This is a genomic window from Arthrobacter sp. CG_A4, from assembly GCF_035985125.1.
Taxonomy (GTDB): Bacteria; Actinomycetota; Actinomycetes; order Actinomycetales; family Micrococcaceae; genus Arthrobacter.
Genome location: NZ_JAXCID010000104.1, coordinates 1 through 1430, shown reverse-complemented (window position 1 = coordinate 1430; position 1430 = coordinate 1). Strand labels below are relative to the sequence as shown.

Genomic DNA, 1430 nt, shown 5'->3' with positions numbered 1-1430 from the left:
CTCCTAGTAGTACTTTGTTATGTTGGTGCTCGTTGTCGGCAGTGGGGGCAGTAACCGAGCCATGCGGCGAGGACTCGTTGGAGTTCTCTGAGGATGCCGTACAGGCTTAGGCTGCCCCAGCTGCTTTTGGGTTCTTGAGCCGCAGTCTGGTGATGAAGAGGTGGGCGGCGGTGACGAGCGTGACGTGGCGGTGCCAGCCGGTGAAGGACCGTCCTTCGAAGTGGGAGAGCCCGAGCCCGGTCTTGAGTTCGCGGTAGTCGTGCTCGATGCGCCACCGCATTTTCGCGAGCCGGACGAGGGTCTTCAGTGTCGTGTCGGCTGGGAGGTCGGAGAGCCAGTAGTCGGTGGGTGCGGGCTCGTTGGGTGGCCATTCGGCGAGCATCCACTGCTCGGGCAGGGACCCGTCTTCGTTCAGCGGTATGTCGCGGTTGGCGGGGCGGATGCGCAGGGCCAGGAAGCGTGATTTCATGGCCGCGGTCCGGTTCCCGGGGCCGGTTTTGGTGCCGTGTCGCCAGGTGGCCTGGTGGAGCTGCCTGCGTCCTGCCGCGAGGGCCAGGTCCCGCAGCGAGGAGGGTTTGTCCCGGTACCGGTCCGCCCCGCGGGGCCCCCGTCCGCTGTACTCGACTGGTTCAGGTATCGCCTCGGCAGGCAGGGCGCTGGTGGAGGCCTTGACCGCAAGCACGTACGGGATGGACCGGGCTTGCAGTCCGAGGCGGAAGGCGGTGATTTCCCCGTACCCGGCATCGGCCACAACCACCGGGGGCGCCTGTCCCCAGACGGCGGCCTCATCGATCATTTCCAGCGCCTGGGACCATTTCGTGCGGTGCCGGACCGTGTCCGGGATCCGTGCCCGGGAACGCCGTTCCTGAATCCGGGAGGCTGCCTCGTTCGTCTCCGCGCAGGTATCGTCCCAGGCCTCGGGGACGAAGAGCCGCCAGTTCAGCGGGCAGGACGCGGCGTCGGTGGCCGCATGGAGGCTGACGCCGATCTGGCAGTTCCCGATCTTCCCCAGCGTGCCCGAGTACTGGCGGGCAACGCACGGGGAGGCCGGCCCGTCCTTCTTGAACCCGGTGTCATCAATGACCCATGCCTCGGGTCCGATCGTCTCCACGGCCAGGTTCGCCAGCCGCCGCCGAACCGGCTCCACCGCCCACGACGACGAGGAGACGAACTGCTGCAGCTGCTGGTAGTCCACGCCGAGACGCTCTCCCATCGGCTGCATCGACTTCCGCCGCCCGTCAAGCATCAGGCCCCGCAGATACAGGCTGCCCTTGGACCGCTGGTCCTTGCGCGGCAGCGACGCGAAGACCTCCGCAACGTAGTCCTCCAGCTCGATGCGAACGGCCGCGATCTCCTCATCCCTCATGAACCGAAATTAACAGGCCCGGCCGAAGATTAAAAGAGCAACACTCAAAAACCTAACAAAGTAC

At 66.0% G+C, this 1430-nt stretch carries 1 protein-coding gene; it reads right to left on the bottom strand.

Features of this window, described 5'->3' with window-relative positions; genetic code table 11:
- Positions 1 to 106: 106 nt before the first annotated feature.
- Entirely contained in the window at positions 107 to 1366 is a 1260-nt protein-coding gene (locus tag RCH07_RS19205; RefSeq protein ID WP_326969088.1) for an IS701 family transposase, read from the bottom strand.
- Positions 1367 to 1430 lie beyond the last annotated feature (64 nt).